Here is a 21,123-nt window from a genome sequence, read left to right on the forward strand (position 1 = left end):
GTTGACAACAAACCACACCACCAGCATTCTGACGCGCATGATCGCACAGTTCAAAAATACGATGCTCAACCGTACGACCTCCGGCAAGCCGGCTGGCGGTGGAGCATTGTCGCGGTAAACCTGCGATCATTATCCATCCAGCCCTGCCGAAAAGAGCAGGGCGAATGGACACCTGCTCTCCGGCCGACATCAGGAGAACAGCATGGTAAACTCACAAGACGACGCTCCACCCTATTGCGATTTCAGGATCGATGAGCTGATGGTCCGCGGCATCAGGCCGGAAGACGCGGAAGGCTTGACGGAAGTTCTGAACATGCCCGGCGTCCGCCATGGCACCCTGCGCCAGCCCTTTCAGAGTATTGCCCGCACACGGCAATATATCGAAGGGCTTTCGCCTTCCGATATTGTCGTTGCAGCGGAATGGCGTGGCAGGATACTCGGCAACGCCGGACTGCACGCGAAATCCGGACGGCAGAAGCATGTCGCCACGCTCGGTATCGGCATCCATGACGATTTCGCTGGCAAGGGTATCGGATCGAAGCTTCTGGCAACACTCATCGATGCCGCTGAAAACTGGCACGATATCAGGCGTATCGACCTCAACGTTTTTACCGACAACACGCCCGCAATCGGGCTGTACAGGAAATTCGGCTTCGAAATCGAAGGAACCTTGCGAAACTACGCCTTCCGCGATGGCACCTATGCCGATTCACATATCATGGCCCGCATACGATGACGGCACCTCACGCCGGACGCCGCACCTGATGATCCTCAAACACCTGCCGGATGGTCCGCCGCGACCATTCGGCAAGCTTTTCGTTATGGCCACGCTGTGCAGCGAGCGTGATCAGCGCCTTCCAGAGCGCCCAGCCTCTTCCACGCTGCCACGTCGCTTCTTTGAGGGGCAGAGCCTCGCGAAATATCTTCCGGCTGTCGTGATCCAGCACATTCCATGCAAGGATGAGATCGCAAGACGGATCGCCAACACCTGAACTGCCGAAATCGATCACCGCGGAGAGGCGACCGTCTCTGACCAGCAGATTGCCTTCGGCAACATCGCCATGAACCCAGACGGGTTTGTTCTGCCAATGGCTGGACAGGGCAAGCTGCCAGACATCGAGTGCAAGTCCCGCATCGATTTCATCCTCGACTGCCAGCATGGCCAGCCGCGCCTCTTCGTCATAAACCTTCAGTGAACCGCCCCGATGAAAATTATGGTCGCCAGCAGGCGGACCATCGGAAGCATCGATGGCATGCAAGGCTTTCAGAAAATCCGCCACGTCACGCGCGAGGGCCGACAGATCAACAGCGTCCGGACGCCGGATCAACGGCTCGCCTTCGAGCCATGCATAGATGGACCAGGGAAACGGATATCCCTCCCCCGGCTCACCGCGGGCCAATGGTACTGGAATGGGAACAGGCAACGCAGGCGCCAACCTAGGCAACCAGAGATGCTCCTTGTCGATTTGCGGAACGTAGCGCTTCGCGCTTGGCAAACGGCCAAGCATCGTATCGCCAAGACGGAAACTGCGATTATCCCAGCCGCTCAGCTCCACCGGCTGCACATCCAGCCCCGCCCATTGCGGAAACTGGTCGGCGATCAGCGCGCTGACCTGCTCTGTCGAGACGACAAAACGATCATCCATGCTCCGTCTCCCGTTCTCAGGATCCACCCTTTACCCGTGAAACGCAAGGCCGCGATGGCGCCGCCTCATCCCCCGATCAGCGCCAGCCACTCATCCTCATCCATGGTCTGCACGCCAAGCTCCTGCGCCTTGGCGAGCTTGGAGCCTGCACCCGGCCCCGCGACCAGAATATCGGTCTTTTTCGACACCGAACCGGCGACCTTCGCACCAAGGCTTTCGGCACGCGCCTTCGCCTCGTCGCGGGTGAATTTCTCCAGCGAGCCGGTGAAGACAACCGTTTTGCCCGCCACGGGACTACCTTCCGTCGAAGGCTTTTCGGCCTCCTTCGGCTGCAACTCCCGCATCAGGCGGTCGATGACATCGATATTGCGCGGCTCCTTGTAGAACTCGACAATGGCGCGCGCCACCACCTCACCGATGCCGTCAATGCTGTTGAGTTCGCCCCACGCATCGCCGGAAAGATCGGCCGCCGCCTTCATGCTTTCTTCGAAGTGCGCATAGGTGCCATAGGATCGTGCCAGAAGCTTCGCCGTCGTTTCACCGACATGGCGAATACCGAGCGCGAAGATCAGACGGTTGAGATCAATCTCGCGGCGCGCGTCAATCGCATCGAACAGCTTCTTGACGCTGACCTTGCCGAAACCATCGATGTTTTCCAGCTTCGTCAGCGACGAGGCCTCCTGCCGCGCCTTCAGCGTGAAAATATCCGGCGCGGTTTTGATCGATAGCGTCGGATCTTCGCTTTCGAAGAAGAAATCGATCTGCTTGGTGCCAAGCCCCTCGATGTCGAAGGCGTTGCGCGAAACGAAATGTTTCAGGTGCTCCACCGCCTGCGCCCGGCAGACGAAACCGCCGGTGCAACGCGTCACGGAATCCAGCTTTCCGGTCTTTTCGTTGCGCTCACGCACCGCATGGCTGCCGCAAACCGGGCATTTCTCCGGGAACGCATATGGCACGGAGCCGGCATCGCGTTTCTCCAGCAGAACGTCCAGAACCTGCGGGATGACGTCACCCGCACGCTGCACGATCACCGTGTCGCCGATGCGGATATCATGATCGTCGGGGCGGATGCGCTCGCCGCTGTTGCCGATGCCATTGATGTAATCGGCATTGTGCAGCGTCGCGTTCGTCACCACCACGCCGCCCACCGTCACCGGGGTCAACCGCGCAACGGGCGTCAAAGCGCCGGTCCGTCCAACCTGGATTTCAATATTCTCGACCGTGGTGAAAGCCTGCTCGGCCGGGAACTTGTGGGCCGTCGCCCAGCGCGGGCTGCGTGAACGGAAGCCCAGCCGCTCCTGAAGGTCGAGGCGGTCGACCTTGTAGACCATGCCGTCGATGTCATAATCGAGGTCGGGACGCGCGATGCCGATTTCACGATAATGCTCAAGCAGTTGCTCGGCGGACGTGAATCGCTTCATGAACGGATTGACTGGAAAACCCCACGCCTTGAACATTTCCACGATGCCGAACTGCGTATCGGCAAGACGTGCCGGCTGCCCGCCATTGGAAACCTCGCCGAGCGCATAGGCGAAGAACCGCAGCTTGCGTCTGGCCGTCACGTTCGCATCGAGCTGGCGCAGCGAACCGGAGGCCGTGTTGCGCGGGTTCACATAGGTCTGCTTGCCCTCCGCCTCCATCTGGGCATTCAGCGCGAGAAAGTCGCTCTTGGCCATATAGACCTCGCCACGCACCTCCACCACATCCGGCGCACCCGCAGGCAACGTGTTCGGAATTTCCTTGATGGTCAGGATATTTGCGGTGACGTTTTCGCCGGTCGTACCATCGCCGCGTGTCGCCGCCGTCTTCAGCCTGCCGTTCTCGTAGCGGATCGACATCGAAAGCCCGTCGATTTTCGGCTCCGCCGTGAAGGCGATGGAATTGTCCGGCAACTGACCGAGGAAGCGATAAACGGACGCGACGAAATCCTGCACGTCCTCATCCGAGAACGTGTTGTCCAGAGACAGCATCGGCCGCGCATGCACGATGGGTGCGAAGGTTGGCAGCGGCGTGAAGCCGACTTTCTTCGACGGGCTATCGGCACGAACCAGATCTGGAAACGCCGCTTCGATGGCATCGTTCCGGCGTTTCAGCGCATCGTAGTCCGCATCGGAAATCTCCGGCGCGTCCTTGCCGTGATAGAGCGCATCGTGCCGGGAAAGCTCTGCCGCGAGAAATGCAAGCTCGGAGGACGCCTCAAGCTCGGTCAGGTTTTCGACGGGGATATGGTCTTTCGACATGGCGGCCTCACAGTGAAATACCGAACGCTTTTAGCCGAAACAGAATGCAATCAAAACAGTTTTGCCACGCCACCCACAGCGCTGAGAACTCGCCGCGAAAACTTCGTAACGTTAGTCCTTGGCCGCCAGAAGGCGAGCCGCTGCCGCCCTCGCCTCGTCCGTCACAGAAGCACCGGCCAGCATGCGGGCGATTTCTTCCGTACGGTGTTCCGGCTGCATGGTGGCGACACGGGTGGCGATCCGCTCGCTGCCATCGCCGGATGGCCCCTTGGAGATCAGCAGATGCGTGGCAGCGCGGGCAGCGACCTGCGGCGCATGGGTCACGGAAAGCACCTGCACGGTTTTGGAAAGACGGCGAAGCCGTTGGCCGATGGCGTCCGCCACCGCACCGCCCACACCCGTATCGATTTCGTCGAAGACCAGCGTCGGCGCCGAACCACGGTCGGCAAGCGCGACTTTCAGCGCCAGCAGAAAACGCGACAGTTCACCACCCGATGCGACTTTCATGATCGGACCGGGGCGCGTGCCTGGATTGGTCTGAACGTGGAACTCCACAACGTCGATACCGTCAGCCGTCGCCTGCTCCGGGTCGGAGGAAACTTCGACCGAGAAACGCGCCCTTTCCAGCTTTAGCGCCGGCAGTTCCGCCATCACGGCTTCAGAAAGCGAATCGGCGGCATGGTGACGCTTTTCCGACAGCGATTTGGCGGCGTGATCGAAATCAGCCTTTACGATGCCGAGATTGGCCTCGAGTTTGCCAAGCTGCTCTTCGCCCGCATCGAGATCGGCAAGATCGGCAACCATGCGTTCGGCAAGTGCGGGCAGATCGACCACCGCGACATTGTATTTGCGGCCAGCGGCGCGCAATGCGAACAACCGTTCCTCGACACGCTCCAGTTCGCGTGGATCGAACTCGGTACGCCGAAGCGCCGCTTCCACTTCCATCTGGGCGTTGGAAAGGTTGTCGAGCGCGGCATCCAGCAACTGCACGGTATCTTCCAGCAGGCCCGGCGCTTCGTGGCTCTTGCGCTCCAGGCGCCGCATCATCGAGGCAATCATCGGAACGGGCGAGGCATTACCATTCAGGAACTCGCTTGCCTCGGCGATGTCGCCCGCAATGCGCTCGGATTTCTGCATGACGGCACGGCGCTCGGCAAGCTCGTCTTCCTCGCCGTCGCGAGGCGAAAGAGCCTCAAGTTCTTCGACGGAAGCCCGCAGATAATCCGCTTCGCGGGCAGCAGCCTCCACCTTGGCACGATGGGTTTTGAGCGCGCGCTCGGCATCCTTCCAGGTCCGGTAAAGCCCCTGAACACGCCGCACGTCATCGCCAAGCATCGCAAAGGCATCCAGAAGCGTGCGATGCGCGTCGGTATCGACAAGAGCGCGGTCATCGTGCTGACCGTGGATTTCAACGAGAGTCTGACCAAGCTGGCGCATCATCTGCACGCTGACGGCCTGATCGTTGACGTAAGCCTTGGTTCGGCCATCGGACGATTGCACCCGACGGAAAATCAGATCGCCATCGTCATCCAGACCGTTCTCCCGCAGCAAGGCGCGCGCGGGATGATTTTGGGAGACCTCGAAGCTGGCCGTGACCTGCCCCTTGTCCTCGCCGTGACGGACCAGTCCGCCATCGCCGCGACCGCCAAGTGCCAGCGACAGGCTGTCCAGCAGGATCGATTTGCCCGCGCCGGTTTCACCCGTCAACACGGAAAGGCCCGCCTCAAAGCCGAGGTCGAGCCTTTCAATCAGGACGATATCGCGGATGGAGAGCTGGACCAGCATGGCCTATGCCCTATCTCAAGCGCCAATCAGTTTCTTGCCGGCACGCGAAATCCAGGACCCCTTGTTTTCACGCGGCTCAAGCCCGCTGTTTTTCAGCAGCTTGAAGGAATCCGCATACCATTGGCTGTCGGGATAGTTGTTGCCGAGGACGGCGGCTGCCGTCTGCGCTTCGTCGGCAAGACCCATTGCGTAATAGGCTTCGGTCAGACGGGCCAGCGCTTCTTCGATCTGGTTGGTATTCTGGTACTGCTCCACAACGATGCGGAAGCGCGAGATGGCCGCCAGATATTCCTTACGCTCAAGATAATAACGGCCGACCTGCATTTCGCGGCCTGCGAGCTGGTCGCGGGCGAAACGGATCTTGGCCTGTGCATCGGCAACATATTCTGAATCGGGATAGTCGTTGACGACCTTGCTCATCGCCTCGACCGTGCGCTGTGCGGCGCGCTGATCCTGCGTGACATCGGCAATCTGCTTGGAATAGGCAAGACCGATCATGTACTGAACGTAGGCGGCATCTTTGGCACGCGGATACTGGCGCAGGAACCGGCTACCGGAGGAAATCGCCACGTCGTTCTTGTTGGTGCGGGTCGCAATGAAGGTCTGCATCACCAGCGCCTTCTGACCCCATTCGGTGAACGGATACTGCTTGTCGATCGCCTCGAACTTGCGCGACGCTTCCGTCATGTTACCGGCATTCATGTTCGCAAGCGCCTGCTTGTACAGCACATCCGGCGGATCGGTTTCCATGCCGAGCTTGGTGATGTCGATATCCGGATCCGACTGGCAGGCCGTGACCACCACGCTGGCGCCAACCAACATCAACGAAACGGCGATCCCTCGCATCGTACCCTTCATTGCACCAGACCCTACATGCTTCATTCGACAGTTCCCACTTCCCGCGCAAATACATAAGCATCGGCTTTGTATTGGCGTTCTAGCCATAAAAGTATCCGCAGAGCAACGCAATGATGACGCATTAACGCATTTTTATGGCATTGGAGCGCCGTGAAACCATTTGGACGTGTAAAGAACGCCCTAAATATTTGAATCTATGGATTGTACTTTTCGAAAATCGTGCCCGGTTCGCGAAACAATGCCTCCTGAACAACCCGAATATCAACCACGCCAGACATTGCGTACGGCCACTTGAAGAAAAAAGCCGCCCTCGATGGAGCGGCTTTTCCGTCAATTGATAATCTCGACCGGATCAGGCGGACCAGGGCGCGAATTCCGGCATGTTGACTGCGACGAATTCCCGGGCGCGCACCATCTGGGTGCGGGCGGCCGGAGCCTCGACAATCTCGTAAGCGGAGCGATCGCTGAGCAGCGCCTTGAGCGCGTTCGCGTTCACCTTGTGACCGCCGCGATATGAACGGTAGCAACCGATGAACTGTGCGCCTGCAAGTGCCAGATCGCCAACCGCGTCCAGCGTCTTGTGACGAACGAACTCGTCCTTTGCGTAACGCAGGCCTTCCATGTTGATGACGGTGTTGTCGTCCGAAATGACGACAGAATTCTCAAGCGACGAACCGAGCGCGTAACCGGCGGCCCAGAGCCGCTCGACGTCACGCATGAAACCAAAGGTACGGGCTCGCGACAGTTCGCTCTTGAAGCTTTCCGCCGTCAGGTCACCCTTCCATGACTGCTTGCCGATCAGAGGTGTATCGAAATCGATGTCGACTTCGAATCGCGTGCCGTCATAAGGACGGAACTCCGCCCACGACGCACCGGCGTCGATCCGGACAGGCTTCGTGACGCGGATATAACGGCGCTTCACACCGAGGTTCTTCATGCCAACCGATTCGATTGCTTCGATGAAAGGTGCAGAGCTGCCGTCCATGATCGGAACTTCAGGGCCATCGACCTCGACGACGAGGTTGTCGATACCGACGGCATAGATCGCGGCCATGACGTGCTCGATCGTCGCCACTGACTGGGATAGCGAACGACCAAGCACGGTGCACAGGTCGGTATTGCCGACATTGGAAGACACCGCCTTCAACTCGGTTACACTGCCATTCTCATGGAGGCGATGGAACACGATGCCCGTTCCCGCTTCTGCCGGCTGGAAGGTCATCGAAACCGGATTGCCGGAATGCACGCCAATGCCTTTAAGCTGAACAGCATTTGCGATTGTTGTCTGAAATCCGAGCAGTCCGATGGTCATGCGTATATGCCTTGTTTTATGAGCCGCGCCGATGGCAGCGCCGCTCCCGTTTTCGCCGGTCATTGACGGCCGGAAGCACCAGTAAATCCTTTACCCATGCTCATACATACGCACATGTACGCGCCAGAACAAATCACTGTTCGTTTCGGATTGTTACAAGACTAAACCATTGAAAAAATGAATTAATTTAACGTTAATACGGCCTATTGCAACAAAAAGCCCGGACCTCTCGGTCCGGGCTTTTTTCAATGCGGGAGAATCGCCGGGTCAGTTCGACTGGCGGCGCAGGAACGCCGGAATTTCGAGCTGATCGTCTTCGTGGTGGCTGGACGATGCAGGCGTCTGACGGCCGTGGTCATCAAGCTGGCCGCGACGCGGTGCATAGAGGCTCGCTTCCGGAGAAAGCTGGCGGCGCTGCTGTGGAGCCATGCTCGGAGCATCCATCATGTCAGAAGGAACTTCTTCCTCTTCGCGACGACCAAGCGAGTTGGTGATACGCTTCAGAAGACCCATCGGACCACGCTCTTCCTGGGCGACAGGAGCGGCGTGAGCGCGATGATCCATCTCTGCCTTCACGACCGGAGGAAAGTCTTCGACCTTCGGCATGCGGACAGGTTCAGGCTGACGGGCAACCGGCGCTGGCTCCTGATAGACCGGGGCCTGCGGCTGGTGCATGCGAGGAGCCGGTGCGGCGACCTGCTCCGGAGCATGGTAGACCGGTGCTGGGGCGACCGGAGCCGGAGCGGCCTGCTGAACAGGAGCAGCCGGGCGAAGGGCAACCGGAGCTTCAGCTGCAGGCGCTGCTGCGAAGAGCTTGCTCTGCGGACGGAAGTCCTGAGCAGGCTGCTGGGCGGCAAAGCCGAGTTCGCGTTCCATTTCGGCTTCTGCCGAACGGATGGTCTGGGCGATCGGGTCTACGACCTTCGGTGCCTGCTGTACTGGGGCAGGCTGAACTGCGGCCGGAGCCTGAGCAACGGCCGCCGAAGGACGGATAAGGGGCTTTGCAACGGCTGCTGCACGCATGTCGGCGACGTTCTGCTCCATCTGGCCGGGAACACGGTCGATACCGGTCGCAACGACGGAAACGCGGATGAGACCTTCCAGAGCTTCGTCGAAGGTTGCGCCGAGAATGATGTTCGCGTCCGGATCGACTTCTTCGCGGATGCGGGTCGCAGCTTCGTCGACTTCGAACAGGGTCAGGTCGCGACCGCCGGTGATGGAGATCAGCAGGCCCTGTGCGCCCTTCATCGAGGTTTCGTCGAGCAGCGGGTTGGCAATGGCGGCTTCCGCAGCCTGCATTGCGCGGCCCGGACCCGAAGCCTCGCCGGTACCCATCATTGCGCGGCCCATTTCGCGCATGACCGAGCGGACGTCAGCGAAGTCGAGGTTGATGAGGCCTTCCTTCACCATAAGGTCGGTGATGCAGGCAACACCGGAGTAGAGAACCTGGTCGGCCATCGCAAAGGCGTCGGCAAAGGTCGTCTTGTCGTTGGCAATACGGAAGAGGTTCTGGTTCGGAATGACGATCAGCGTATCGACGGACTTCTGCAGTTCTTCGATGCCCTGTTCAGCCAGACGCATGCGGCGACCGCCTTCGAAGTGGAAAGGCTTGGTGACGACACCAACTGTCAGGATACCCTTGTTGCGTGCGGCCTGCGCGACAACCGGAGCAGCGCCCGTACCTGTACCACCACCCATGCCGGCGGTAACGAAGCACATGTGCGTGCCGTTCAGGTGATCGATGATCTCGTCGATGCACTCTTCAGCGGCTGCGCGACCGACTTCCGGCTGCGAACCGGCGCCGAGGCCTTCCGTTACGTTGACGCCGAGCTGGATGACCCGGTCTGCCTTCGTCATGGTCAGCGCCTGCGCATCCGTGTTGGCGACGACGAAATCGACGCCCTGGAGGCCAGCCGTGATCATGTTGTTGACAGCGTTACCGCCACCGCCGCCGACACCGAAAACGGTGATGCGTGGCTTCAGCTCGGTGATATCCGGCTTTTGCAGCTGTATCGTCATTTTACCATTCCTTCTTTCTCTGGCCGCATCGCCCCGCTGGCCGATTCCTGAAAACTCAACTCGAAAACCTCCGGCATTGCCTCGAGGCTACTCAAAAACTCTCTTTCAGCCATTGCCCCACACGGGCTATCCGGCCGCTGCCCCCGAAGGGCGAAAACATTCCGCCTTGCGAGGCATGAATTTCGATGTCTGCCACCTGCGGATAGATCATCAATCCGCACGCCGTCGAAAACGCTGGTCCCTTGGCTGCAACGGGAAGACCGGCGACGCCCATTGGCCGACCGATGCGAACGTTGCGGGCCAGAATCCGCCGTGCCGTTTCCGGCAGGCCCGTAAGCTGGCTTGCGCCGCCTGTCAGGACGACACGCTTGCCGACGATGGGACTGAAGCCGGACTTCTGGATACGATCACGGATCAATTCCAGCGTCTCTTCGATACGCGCCCGCACGATGCGGGTTACAAGTGCTCTTGAAACTTGCGATGGTTGATCGCGATCATCTTCGCCAATTGGCGGGATCGAAATCATGTCGCGCTCATCCGCGCCATTCAGCAATGCCGAACCATGCACCACCTTCAGTCTCTCCGCATCTTCGATTCGTGTCGAGAGGCCACGTGCAAGATCTGTGGTAACGTGATGACCACCAAGACCGATTGCATCGGTGTGAATGAGGCGGCCTTCGGCAAAAACCGAAATCGTCGTCGTGCCGCCGCCCATGTCGATGGCTGCACAACCAAGCTCGACCTCATCGTCGACCAGCGCGGCAAGACCGCTCGCATAAGGCGTCGCAACAATGCCCTCCACCGACAGATGCGCACGATTGACGCAAAGCTCGAGGTTCTTCAGCGCAGTGCGCTCAACCGTCACGACATGCATGTCGACGCCGAGCAGATCGCCATACATCGACAGCGGATCGCGGATGCCGCGCTCACCATCCAGCGAATAACCGGTCGGCAGCGAATGCAGGATGGCGCGATCCTGACGCATGGACTGCTGGCTTGCAGCCACGAGAACCTTGCGCAGATCGCTAGCTTCGACTTCCTGTCCGCCGAGATCGATGCTCGCCGTGTAGATATCGCTTGCCAGGCGTCCGGCCGAAACGTTGACGATCAGGCTGTCGACCGTCAGGCCCGCCATCCTCTCCGCAGCGTCGACGGCAAGACGGATCACGCCTTCGAGTGCGTCCAGATCGGCAATCACGCCGGACTTCACACCGCGCGAACGCTGATGACCGATACCGATGATCTCGACCTTGTGCGTGCGACCGGGAAGGATTTCGCTTTCCTGGCGCGGCGTCAGCCGACCGATCATGCACACGACCTTGGTCGAACCGATGTCGAGTACGGACACGATATGGCTGCGCTTCGAAGAAAGCGGCTTCAGGCGCGGCAATCCAAAATGGGAAGAACCGAAAAAGCTCATGTATTCTTCTCCGCCTTCTTGAGAGCTTTCGTACGCGCTTCCACCGCCGCCTGGCGGCGTTCGGCAGCACCTTCGGTCAGTTGAATGGTGGTACGATCCGGCAGGCGCAGATCAACGGCGGCCACATCGCGAGACAGAACCTGTTCTTCCAGATCAAGCCGCGCCAGAAGCTGCAGCGCCTTCGGCACGTTCTCTTCCGGCAGCTTGATCACGATACCGTTGTCGAGATGCAGATCCCAACGACGCCCGGCGATACGCACATAGGCGCGAACCCGGTTGCGGATTTCCGGCCAGTCAGCCAGCTTCTCGACAAAACCGGCCGCCCCCGTTTCCGCATCACGGCCGACGAACAGCGGCAAAGCGGCAAACTTGTTGTCGCGCAGCGGCGCGATCACGCTGCCGCTTTTCTCGATCAGCGACAGTTCCGAACCGTGCTGCCAGATACCGAAAGCCTGACGTTCCTTGAGACGAACCTCGATGGTCTTCGGATAGATCTTGCGGACATCCACATCCTCGACCCAAGGCAGCTGCACGAGCTTACGGCGCGCCGCATCGATATCCAGAGAAATCAGCGACGTGCTGCCATCAAGACCGAGCAGCTGGAATATATCGATTTCAGAGGTCTGCAGATTGCCGGAAACCTTGACGTCCTCGACCGCGAAGCCTGCGGCGGAGGTGGTCGCCTGCGTGACGATATCCGCATGCCCGCCGAGGGACATGCCGTAAAGACCGGTCGCGGCATAAAAGGCAACCGCAGAAATCGTTCCCGTATGGGCAGGAATATGAATGCGCCCCGTCGCGAGGCTTACACAGAAGCGCACGACGCGACGAAGCGGCCGCGGCAAAACCATGCGGTCGTCGCCACCGGCCGACGCCATCATCTGCTCGCGCTTTTTTGCCGTCGACTTTTTGCCGGTCACCTCAAACACGAAGCATCCTCCACCATCCAACGGACAAGCTCACCAAAGGAGCGGCCCGCATGAGCCGCCATTTCGGGCACCAGGGAGGTCGGGGTCATGCCCGGCTGGGTGTTCACCTCAAGCCAGATGACTTCGCCATCTTCCGAAAAGCGATCGTCGTAACGGAAGTCTGAACGACTCACGCCACGGCACCCGATCGCCCGGTGCGCCATAACCGCCAATGATTGGATTTTTTGGTAAATTTTCGGTGAAATTTCTGCCGGGATGACATGCTTTGAGCCACCCACCGCATATTTCGCATCGTAATCATAGAAATTGTGGCCGAGCGGCACCACTTCCGTGACGCCCAGAGCCTCGCCGTTCATGACACCGCAGGTCAACTCACGACCGTATACATAGCGCTCGACCATGACCTGATCGCCGTAACGCCATTCGGACGAGGTGAGAACCTGCGGCGGATGCGACTGGTCTTCCTTGACGATGACGACGCCGAAGCTGGAGCCTTCGCGAACCGGCTTCACCACATAAGGTGGCGGCAGCGGATGCTCGCTGGTGAAATCGAAGCGGTTCATCACCCGCTCCTGCGCGACCGGAATGCCGGCGGCAGCCGCAACCTTCTTCGCCTGCGCCTTGTCCATTGCGAGCGCAGAGGCCAGAACGCCGGAATGGGTATAGGGGATGGCGAGATATTCCAGGATGCCCTGGATCGTACCGTCTTCACCGAAGGGGCCATGCAAGGCATTGAAAGCAACGTCCGGACGCAGGGCATCGAGAACCGCAGCGATATCGCGACCGACATCGACACGCGTAACCTTGTAGCCCTCACCCTCCAGGGCAAGCGCACAGGCCTCCCCCGACGACAGGCTGACCGGCCGCTCGGAAGAAATACCACCCATAAGAACAGCTACGTGCTTGCCGCTCATGAAACCCTCTGACACCAACTCTCCGCTTCGGAACCGATACCCGCTGATTCCGGGACACGATCCTCTAGATCAGTTAAACGCTATTAAGGTTAATGAACCGTTTACTTTCGTTAACCGCCCCGCTCGACAAACCGAATTCCGTTAAAGAATCAGCCTCTGTTCGGATTCCCTCCTTGGAATCAGAGAGTTGCAGCGATTGCAACATGCAGATTTTCAATGATCTGAAATGGAAAGGCCGACTTCGGCTGATACAGGGCCGGTAAAAGCAAGCCCGAAACGTTAAGACACCAGGGCTTTCCCCAGCTAAAAACCGCATGGCTTTCAGCTTGTTAGAAAGGCGACCTGAATCATTCTTTTAACGAAACCTTAACCGCCGCCACCGGCATTTTTCACCCTTTTCGCAATTGCGAAAAGAAAATTGCGCTTTATTTCTTTTTTTGCATTTCAAAGGACCGAAAATTGCGTTAACGCATTTTGCGCCTGCGAAGGCCATATAGTTTAATCACCGAAAATGGAACCAATACCATGACCGACGCGATATCACCGGTATCGCCGACCGCTGACAATTCGAACGCTGTAAAGACAAATTCTCCTGCACGAGTTCTCACTGCCAGCCTGGTCGGCACGACCATCGAGTTCTTCGATTTCTACGTTTACGCCACTGCTGCAGTGCTTGTGTTTCCGGTGTTGTTCTTCCCGAACAACGACCCGATGACCGCCTTGCTCGCATCCTTCGCCACGTTCTCCATCGCCTTCTTCGCCCGTCCGCTCGGCGCGGTCGTTTTCGGCCACTATGGCGACCGCGTGGGACGCAAGGCAACGCTGGTGGCGGCCTTGCTGACCATGGGCGTCTCGACGGTCGTGATCGGCCTTCTGCCGTCCTACGAAACAGCTGGCGTCCTTGCTCCGCTGCTGCTGGCGCTTTGCCGTTTTGGTCAGGGCTTCGGCCTTGGTGGCGAATGGGGCGGCGCAGTGCTACTGGCCACGGAAAACGCACCACCCGGCAAGCGCAGCTGGTACGGCATGTTCCCGCAACTCGGCGCTCCGGTTGGTCTTTTCCTGTCCTCCGGCGTATTCTGGATTCTGCTTCACTTCATGTCGCAGGAATCGCTGCTGAGCTGGGGCTGGCGCATTCCTTTCGTCGCCTCGATCATTCTGATCGCAGTTGGCATGTGGGTTCGTCTTTCGATCACCGAAACGCCCGACTTCCAGAAGGCCATCGACAAGGAAGAACGCGTTGCCGTTCCTGTTGCCGAACTGTTCCGCAACCACAAGCGCAGCCTCGTGCTCGGCACCTTCGTGGCTCTGGCAACCTTCGTGCTCTTCTATATCGGCACGGCCTACCTGCTGTCGTACAACGTCAAGGTCCTGAAGATTCCGTTCCTCGACGCACTCGAAGTTCAGATCCTCGGCTCGATCGTGTTCGGTATCTTCATTCCGATCGCTGGCAAGCTCGCAGAGCGCTTCGGCCGTCGCGAAGTCCTGATCCTGACGACGGTGCTGATCGGCCTGTTCTCCTTCCTGCTGCCTGGCCTGATGACCGGCAACGAAGGCTCGATCTTCGTATTCGCCGCTCTGGCGATGATGCTCATGGGTATGACCTACGGTCTGATCGGCACGGCGCTGGCTGCTCCCTTCCCAACCCGCGTCCGCTACACCGGCTCGTCCATCACCTTCAACATGGCCGGCATCTTCGGTGCCTCGCTGGCACCGTACATCGCCACATGGCTGCAGGTGAACTACGGCATGGGTTATGTCGGTTATTACCTCTGCGTATCGGCGATCATCACGCTGGCCTGCATCCTGCTGTCGGGCAAGGACGAAGTCTGAGCCTGACGATTGAATCGCAACAACAAAGAAGCCCGCGAAACCTCTGGTTTCGCGGGCTTTTAATGCCAGCCTGTAAGGCTATCAGACGCCCAGGAACGGCTCGACTTCGCGGCCTGGCATGAAGAGGCCGAGGCGCTTGATTTCCCATTCGAGACGAATGCCGGAATTCTCGAACACGCGCTTGCGCACCGCTTCGCCCAGATACTCCAGATCATAGCCGGTCGCGTGGCCGGTATTAATCATGAAGTTGCAGTGCAGTGACGACATCTGCGCGCCGCCGATCACCATCCCACGGCCGCCAGCTTCATCGATCAGTTCCCAGGCAGAATGACCTTCAGGATTCTTGAAGGTGGAGCCGCCGGTCTGTTCACGGATCGGCTGAACTGTCTCGCGATGATGGCGAACCGCATCCATATCGGCACGGATTTTCGCGCGGTCTTCCGGATAACCTTCAAACAGCGCACCGGTGAAGATCAGTCCGGCATCGGCGCTGGAATGACGATAGCTGTAGCCCATATCGGCATTCGACAGAACATGCTCGTTACCCTGACGATCGACGGCGTAAACCTCGACGACGCGTTCGCGCGTCTCGCCGCCATTCGCACCGGCGTTCATGCGCAGCGCACCGCCGATAGAGCCGGGAATACCGTAATAGAAGTGGAAACCACCGATGCCATTGTCCATGGCCATCGCGGCAATATGCTTGTCCGGGCAGATCGCACCGGCCTTGATGCGGTTTTCACCGGCAAGCTCGACCTGACCGAAGCCCTTTGCGGACAGGCGAACGACCACACCAGGAATACCGCCATCGCGAACGAGAAGATTGGAGCCGACGCCGACAACCGTCAACGGAACGTCTTCCGGCAGAATTTTCAGAAAAGCGACCAGATCTTCCGTATCGTGCGGCTGGAACATCACTTCCGCAAGACCGCCTGCCCTGAACCACGTCACGCGGTCCATGGGCGCATCCGCCGTCAGACGTCCCCTTAATTCCTTAACCCCGTCGCCGAGCCTCCCCAGCAATTTAACCCCATCGACCTGTCTCATGCAGACTTTCCTGATATGCTCTTCAATTCCGAAGGCAGCACCGCTGCCCATTGGGTAATGTTCCCAGCCCCCAAGAGAACCACGAAATCACCCGGATTCGCAATGCCTGCGACGACGGAAGCAAGATCCTCACGGTTTTCGAGGAAGCGGGCATCACGATGCCCCGCAGCCTTGATCGCCGAAACCAGAGTTTCCGAGTTCGCGCCTTCGATCGGATCTTCGCCTGCGGCATAGACCGGAGCAAGGAGAATCGTGTCGGCATCGTTAAAACAATGGGCGAAATCTTCAAAAAGGCTCGAAAGGCGGCTGTAACGGTGCGGCTGATGCACCGCGATGATACGCCCCTTGCACGCCTCGCGGGCAGCCTTGAGCACGGCCTTGATCTCGACCGGATGATGACCGTAGTCGTCGAAAACCTGCACGCCGTTTGCTTCACCGGTCAGGGTGAAGCGACGCTTGACGCCGCCGAAAGAGGCGAGCCCCTTCTTGATGTCTTCCACCGAAATGCCGAGACGGTTGGCAACGGCAATCGCAGCCGTTGCATTCGAAACGTTATGACGACCGGGCATCGGCAGCACCAGATCCGTGAAGGTGAAGACCTTGCCAGTGCGGCGACGGCGGATTTCCACATCGAAGATCGAGCGCGTGCCATCGATCCGCACATTGGAGAAACGCACGTCCGCCTGCGGGTTTTCCCCATAGGTGATGACCTTGCGATCCTCGATCTTGCCAACAAGCGCCTGCACTTCCGGATGGTCGAGGCACATCACGCCGAAGCCATAGAACGGCACGTTTTCCACGAACTGGCGGAAAGCGGCACGCACGGCGTCGAAGTTGCCGTAGTGATCGAGATGCTCCGGGTCGATATTGGTGATGACGGCGACATCGGCAGGCAGCTTCAGGAAGGTGCCGTCGGACTCGTCGGCCTCAACCACCATCCACTCGCCCTCACCCATGCGGGCATTGGTGCCGTAAGCATTGATGATGCCGCCATTGATGACGGTCGGATCGAGGTTTCCGGCTTCAAGCAGCGTTGCGACCATCGAGGTTGTCGTGGTCTTGCCGTGCGTGCCGCCAATGGCAATGGCATTGCGGAAGCGCATCAACTCGGCAAGCATTTCCGCACGGCGCACGATCGGAAGATGTTTTTCACGCGCTGCGATAAATTCGGGGTTATTCTTCTTGATCGCAGTGGAAACGACCACGACTTCCGCGTCACCAAGGTTTTCCGCCGTGTGACCGACAAAAACCTCGATCCCCTTGTCACGCAGACGCTGCACGTTGGCGCTGTCGGCCTGATCGGATCCCTGCACGCGATGGCCGAGATTGTGAAGCACCTCGGCAATGCCGCTCATGCCGATCCCGCCTATCCCGATGAAATGGACAAGACCTATGGCTTTCGGCATCTTCATGCCTGCACTCCTTCAATGTTCTTTTTGAATTCCTGTACGGACTGGCCGTTCGCAACGGCTTCCACCAGATCGGCTAGCGCATCCGCAGCATGCGGTTTACCCGTTGCTCTGGCTGCCGCGGCTGTCTCCGCCAGACGCTGTGGTTCGGCAAGCGCGGAGGACAGGAGGCTGGAGAGTTTCTGCGGCGACAGTTCCGCCTGCTTGATGACCTTGGCTCCGCCCGCAGCCGAAAGCGCCGCGGCATTGGCGGCCTGATCGTGATCCAGCGCATGCGGATAAGGGACGAGAATCGACGGGCGACCGATCACCGACAGTTCCGAAACGGTCGATGCACCTGAGCGGCTGATGACCAGATCGGCATCGCCGATACGGGCTGCCATGTCGCCGAAGAACGGCGAGACGTCCGCCTTCACGCCAAGTTTCTGGTAGGACGCGATAACGCTGTCCTTGTCTTCAGGGCGGGCCTGCTGCGTCACCGTGATACGGGAGCGCTGCTCGTCGTTCATCAGGCAGATTGCCGCCGGAACGGCGCTGGAAAAGAACTGCGCGCCCTGGCTGCCGCCGAATACGACGAGCTGGAACGGCTCACCGGCCTGCGAAGGCGTGTAGGGTATTTCCGACGCATGCAGAACGGCCGGACGCACCGGGTTGCCCGTCGCAACGGTCTTTTCGGAATATTGTCCGCTGGCAGGAGGCAGGAAGCCGCCTGCGATGGCCTTCACGCGTCCCGCCAGCGCCTTGTTGGCGCGGCCCATGACGGCATTCTGTTCGTGAATGATCGAAGGAACGCCAAGGCCGGTCGATGCAAGAAGCGGCGGCACGGTGGGATAACCACCAAAACCGACGACGGCGACCGGCTTGAGTTTCGCCACCAGCCTGCGGGCGGAACGAAGCCCGACCCAGAGCTTCCAAAGCGAACGCGCCAGCGAAACCGGGTTCTTCGAACCGAGGGTTGCGGACGGCACGACATGGATTTCATCAGCAGGAAACTTGCCTGCATAACGCTCGGCGCGACTGTCCGTCACCAGATGCACGTCGTAGCCTCGCGCCTTCAGCGTATGCGCCAAGGCCTCGGCTGGAAAAACGTGGCCGCCGGTTCCCCCGGCGGCAAGCAGAACGATACCCTTGCTCATATAATATTACTCCGCAGGAACGCCCGAACCGACACGGAAGAAGCTGCGCTCCTGCGCTCTCTTTTCCGGTCTGTGGCGCGTCAGAGCCAAAAGGAAGCCCGCCGTCACGCAGATCGCCATCATCGACGAACCGCCGTAGGAGATGAGCGGCAGGGTCATGCCCTTGGCTGGCATCAATTCGAGATTGACGCCGATGTTGATCATGGACTGCATGCCGATCTGCAGAACGAGGCCCGCCACGGCGAAACGGCAGAAATCGTCCTTCTCCTTGAAGGCGTGGCTCAAGCCCCGCAGCACGATAAAGGCAAAGATCGCAACGAGGAGCATGCAGAATACGATACCGAATTCCTCCGCCGCAACGGAGAAGATAAAGTCGGTATGGCTGTCAGGAATGATGCGCTTGACGATGCCTTCGCCCGGCCCTCGACCGAACCAGTCGCCGCGGATGATCGCTTCACGCGCCGTATCCACCTGGAACGTATCGCCCTCGCCCGTCCAGAAACGGTCGATACGTCCGGCAACGTGCGGCAGCATCAGATAGGCAACCACGATGCCGCCGACACCGACACCGCCCAGCATGATGATCCAGAACCATGGAACGCCAGCCATGAAGAACATGCCGCCCCAGACAACCGATGTCAGAATGGTCTGGCCGAAGTCCGGCTGGGCGATCAGAAGTGCCGCAACGACACTGAAGGTGATGATGGCGAACAGGTTGCCCGGAATTTCCGGGTGACGCGCCCGCTCGGCAAACAGCCACGCGCAGACGATCACGAAGGCGGGTTTCATGAACTCGGACGGCTGGATGGAGAACGTGCCAATGGAAATCCAGCGCCGCGCGCCCTTGACCTCGATTCCGAAGAAAAGCGCGAAAATCATCATCAGAAGCGATGCGATCAGCAGAATGATCGCCACGCGCCGCACCTGACGCGGCGAGAGGAACGACAGGCCCACCATGATCGTCAGCGATGGCACCATGAACATCGCCTGACGCTCAACGAAGAAGAAGCTGCCCAGACCGATCCGCTCGGCAACCGCCGGAGACGCTGCGAAGGACAACATCAGGCCGATGCCCATCAGTGCGATGAACGCTGCCAGAAAGAAACGATCGATGGTCCAGAACCACTCAGCGACTGGACCGCGGTCAACACGGCTTACCATGACGTCAGCTCCCCTTTCCCGAATCAACCAGCATCGTCACGCCCGCAAGCGCTGCAACGTGCGACACGAACGAATCGCCCCGCACTTCAAAGTTCTTGTACTGGTCGAAGCTTGCGCAAGCCGGTGATAACATCACCACGTTTCCGGCGCTGGCATCCTTTTCAGCGTCGGATGCGGCATGCTCAACGGCTTTGTCCAGCGTGCCGGAGATTTCGTAAGGCACGGCCTCACCCAGCGTCGCGGCAAATTCCGCCGCAGCTTCGCCGATAAGATAGGCTTTGGCGATGTGGGAAAACAGGGGTGAAAGACTGCTGATGCCGCCCGCCTTGGCCAGACCGCCAGCAATCCAGTAAATACGCTCATAGCTCGACAAGGCAGGTGCCGCCGCATCCGCATTGGTCGCTTTGCTGTCGTTGACGAAGGTGACATTGCCGCGCTGGCCAACCGGCTGCATGCGGTGCTTGAGGCCGGGGAAGGACTTCAGCCCGGCACGGACCTCGTCCTCCGAAACGCCGACAGCGAGGCAGGCGGCAATCGCCGCCGCCGCGTTCTGCGCGTTGTGAGCGCCTCGCAGCGTCTGGATACCATCGAGGTCGACGAGCAGCGACGAGGTGCCGCCATGCGCCTTCAGGATACGGCTGCCCTCGGCGTAAAGCCCTTCGGAAACGACATTGCGCTTCGAAATGCGCTCAATCTTGACCCCGGCGCGCTCGATGCGATCGGCAATCAACGTCGAGTAGCTGTCGTCCACGCCGACAACCGCCGTGCGGCTACCCGCCACAAGCCGTTCCTTGACGTCGGCATAGTGCTGCATCGTGCCGTGGCGGTCGAGGTGATCGGGTGTGAGATTAAGCAGAATGCCAGCCGTCGGATTGATCGTCGGCGCCAGATCGATCTGGTAAGACGAGCACTCCACAACATAATAACGTTCTGCTTTTGGCGGATCGAGGCTCAGCACCGCCGTACCGATATTGCCGCCGAGCTGCGTGTCACGGCCGGACGATTTCAGGATATGGGCAATAAGCGCCGTCGTTGTCGATTTGCCGTTCGTGCCGGTGATGGCTATGAAGGGGCAGTCCGGCGTATGGGCGCGACGCTCGCGGACGAAAAGCTCGACATCGCCGATGACTTCGACATCGGCAGCACGCGCCAGATCGACGGACCAGTGCGGCTTGGGATGCGTCAACGGCACGCCAGGTGCAAGCACGAAAGCGGAAAGTACGGACCAGTCTATCGTTCGAAGGTCGGCGGTGGCGATGCCTTCGGCTTCAGCCCTGGCGACACTGTCGGGATTGTCATCGTAAGCGACGACATCCGCCCCACCTGCCACCAGCGCTCTCGCGGTAACGAGCCCGGAACCTCCGAGCCCGAAAAGAGCGACCTTTTTACCTTTGAACGATGTGACGGGGATCATCGC

General features: G+C 59.5%; 16 protein-coding genes. 2 read left to right on the plus strand and 14 right to left on the minus strand.

The window, feature by feature from the left end:
* Nucleotides 1-202 precede the first annotated feature (202 nt).
* Nucleotides 203-736, plus strand: a complete 534-nt coding sequence (locus tag N7578_RS18625; protein ID WP_311111718.1) for a GNAT family N-acetyltransferase — start codon at nt 203-205, stop codon at nt 734-736.
* A 7-nt stretch (nt 737-743) separates the two neighbouring features.
* On the opposite strand, the gene N7578_RS18630 is transcribed toward N7578_RS18625, so the two are convergent.
* The 9 genes from N7578_RS18630 to N7578_RS18670 form a co-directional block, all read right to left on the minus strand.
* The gene (locus tag N7578_RS18630; RefSeq protein ID WP_311111719.1) at nt 744-1,646 is read right to left on the minus strand and encodes an aminoglycoside phosphotransferase family protein; all 903 of its coding nucleotides are present in this window, start codon (nt 1,644-1,646) and stop codon (nt 744-746) included.
* 65 nt (nt 1,647-1,711) lie between these two features.
* Nucleotides 1,712-3,886, minus strand: a complete 2,175-nt coding sequence (gene ligA, locus N7578_RS18635; RefSeq protein ID WP_311111720.1) for an NAD-dependent DNA ligase LigA — start codon at nt 3,884-3,886, stop codon at nt 1,712-1,714.
* 111 nt (nt 3,887-3,997) lie between these two features.
* Nucleotides 3,998-5,671, minus strand: a complete 1,674-nt coding sequence (gene recN / locus N7578_RS18640) for a DNA repair protein RecN (protein WP_311111721.1) — start codon at nt 5,669-5,671, stop codon at nt 3,998-4,000.
* A 15-nt stretch (nt 5,672-5,686) separates the two neighbouring features.
* On the minus strand, nt 5,687-6,553 hold the full coding sequence (locus tag N7578_RS18645; protein WP_311111722.1) for an outer membrane protein assembly factor BamD: 867 nt from the start codon (nt 6,551-6,553) through the stop codon (nt 5,687-5,689).
* Between the two features lie 328 nt (nt 6,554-6,881).
* Complete coding sequence (lpxC, locus tag N7578_RS18650; RefSeq protein ID WP_311111723.1) at nt 6,882-7,841, minus strand: UDP-3-O-acyl-N-acetylglucosamine deacetylase; 960 nt, start codon at nt 7,839-7,841, stop codon at nt 6,882-6,884.
* A 267-nt stretch (nt 7,842-8,108) separates the two neighbouring features.
* Nucleotides 8,109-9,860: a cell division protein FtsZ gene (ftsZ, locus tag N7578_RS18655; RefSeq protein ID WP_311111724.1), complete on the minus strand. Its 1,752-nt coding sequence runs from the start codon at nt 9,858-9,860 to the stop codon at nt 8,109-8,111.
* A 91-nt stretch (nt 9,861-9,951) separates the two neighbouring features.
* Entirely contained in the window at nt 9,952-11,280 is a 1,329-nt protein-coding gene (gene ftsA, locus N7578_RS18660) for a cell division protein FtsA (protein ID WP_311111725.1), read from the minus strand.
* Nucleotides 11,277-12,209: a cell division protein FtsQ/DivIB gene (locus N7578_RS18665; protein WP_422646715.1), complete on the minus strand. Its 933-nt coding sequence runs from the start codon at nt 12,207-12,209 to the stop codon at nt 11,277-11,279. The genes ftsA and N7578_RS18665 overlap by 4 nt, the downstream gene beginning before the upstream one ends.
* On the minus strand, nt 12,197-13,123 hold the full coding sequence (locus tag N7578_RS18670) for a D-alanine--D-alanine ligase (protein ID WP_311111726.1): 927 nt from the start codon (nt 13,121-13,123) through the stop codon (nt 12,197-12,199). Before N7578_RS18670 ends, N7578_RS18665 begins: the two co-directional genes overlap by 13 nt.
* Before the next feature lie 525 nt (nt 13,124-13,648).
* Here N7578_RS18670 and N7578_RS18675 point away from each other — a divergent pair.
* Nucleotides 13,649-14,953 (plus strand): MFS transporter, encoded by a 1,305-nt coding sequence (locus N7578_RS18675; RefSeq protein ID WP_311111727.1) that lies wholly within the window; start codon nt 13,649-13,651, stop codon nt 14,951-14,953.
* An 81-nt stretch (nt 14,954-15,034) separates the two neighbouring features.
* On the opposite strand, the gene murB is transcribed toward N7578_RS18675, so the two are convergent.
* The 5 genes from murB to murD are packed head-to-tail and all read right to left on the minus strand — an operon-like array spanning nt 15,035 to nt 21,120.
* Nucleotides 15,035-16,000, minus strand: a complete 966-nt coding sequence (murB, locus tag N7578_RS18680) for a UDP-N-acetylmuramate dehydrogenase (RefSeq protein WP_311111728.1) — start codon at nt 15,998-16,000, stop codon at nt 15,035-15,037.
* Complete coding sequence (murC, locus tag N7578_RS18685; protein WP_311111729.1) at nt 15,997-17,412, minus strand: UDP-N-acetylmuramate--L-alanine ligase; 1,416 nt, start codon at nt 17,410-17,412, stop codon at nt 15,997-15,999. The genes murB and murC overlap by 4 nt, the downstream gene beginning before the upstream one ends.
* Nucleotides 17,409-18,545, minus strand: coding sequence for an undecaprenyldiphospho-muramoylpentapeptide beta-N-acetylglucosaminyltransferase (murG, locus tag N7578_RS18690; protein WP_311111730.1), 1,137 nt, complete (start codon nt 18,543-18,545; stop codon nt 17,409-17,411). Before murG ends, murC begins: the two co-directional genes overlap by 4 nt.
* Before the next feature lie 6 nt (nt 18,546-18,551).
* Nucleotides 18,552-19,706, minus strand: coding sequence for a putative lipid II flippase FtsW (gene ftsW / locus N7578_RS18695; RefSeq protein ID WP_311111731.1), 1,155 nt, complete (start codon nt 19,704-19,706; stop codon nt 18,552-18,554).
* Between the two features lie 4 nt (nt 19,707-19,710).
* Nucleotides 19,711-21,120 carry a UDP-N-acetylmuramoyl-L-alanine--D-glutamate ligase gene (murD, locus tag N7578_RS18700; protein WP_311111732.1) on the minus strand — a complete coding sequence of 470 codons (1,410 nt, stop codon included), beginning with the start codon at nt 21,118-21,120 and terminating at the stop codon, nt 19,711-19,713.
* Nucleotides 21,121-21,123 lie beyond the last annotated feature (3 nt).

This window comes from Agrobacterium tumefaciens (assembly GCF_031801495.1).
GTDB lineage: Bacteria > Pseudomonadota > Alphaproteobacteria > Rhizobiales > Rhizobiaceae > Agrobacterium > Agrobacterium tumefaciens_K.